General features: G+C 68.9%; 1 protein-coding gene. It reads left to right on the top strand.

What is annotated here, in order from left to right; translation table 11 throughout:
• Nucleotides 1-10: 10 nt before the first annotated feature.
• A partial coding sequence (locus AC1D12_RS34655; protein WP_477845575.1) for an RHS repeat domain-containing protein occupies nucleotides 11-711 on the top strand: 701 nt, incomplete at its 3' end.

Raw genomic sequence — 711 nt, 5'->3', positions numbered from 1 at the left:
GACGCAGACGGTGGATCCGCGCTTCGGCACCGTGCTGAGCAGGACGGACGCGAACGGGTTGACCACGCGCTGGGAATACGACGACCTGGGGCGCACGACGCGCGAGATCCACCCCGACGGTACACGGGTGATCACGGCGTACTGCTACATCGCCGGCCGGATCGACACGGCCACCAACAGCCCGACGTGCCCGAGCCCTGCGGCTTCCGAGATCCCGGCTGACGCGGCGCAGTTCACGCACGTGGAGCCGAGAGACGCCAGTGGCACGGAGGGTGTCAAGAACGGTCCGTTCACCCGCCAGTACCTGGACCGCGCAGGTCGGCTGCTGCGCCATGTCACCGAAGCCTTAGATGGATCGACGCAACCCGGCGGTGTCAATCGCCTGATCGCTACCGACACCACGTTTGGCGACCTCGGCCAGGTGCTGGTGCAGACGCAGCCGTACTTCCTGGACAGCGGCTCGTCGACGAGCGCAGGCAGTGCAGACGTGGGGCTCACGCGCACCGAATACGACGCACTGGGCCGCCCGGTCCGGGTCTACACCGCCGACCCCCAGGGCAGCCAGCCGAGCGTGAGTTTCGGTGCCCGCGGCAACCGCAGGGCTCGGGTGTCGAGCATTGCGTACGGCGCGCTGGCCACCACCACGACCGACGACCAGGGCCACACGCGGCGCGAGGAGCGCAACGTGGAAGGCCGGTCGATCCGCATCAC

This window comes from Rhizobacter sp. P1_G5 (genome assembly GCF_056405435.1).
This window is presented reverse-complemented; position numbering and strand designations above follow the sequence as displayed.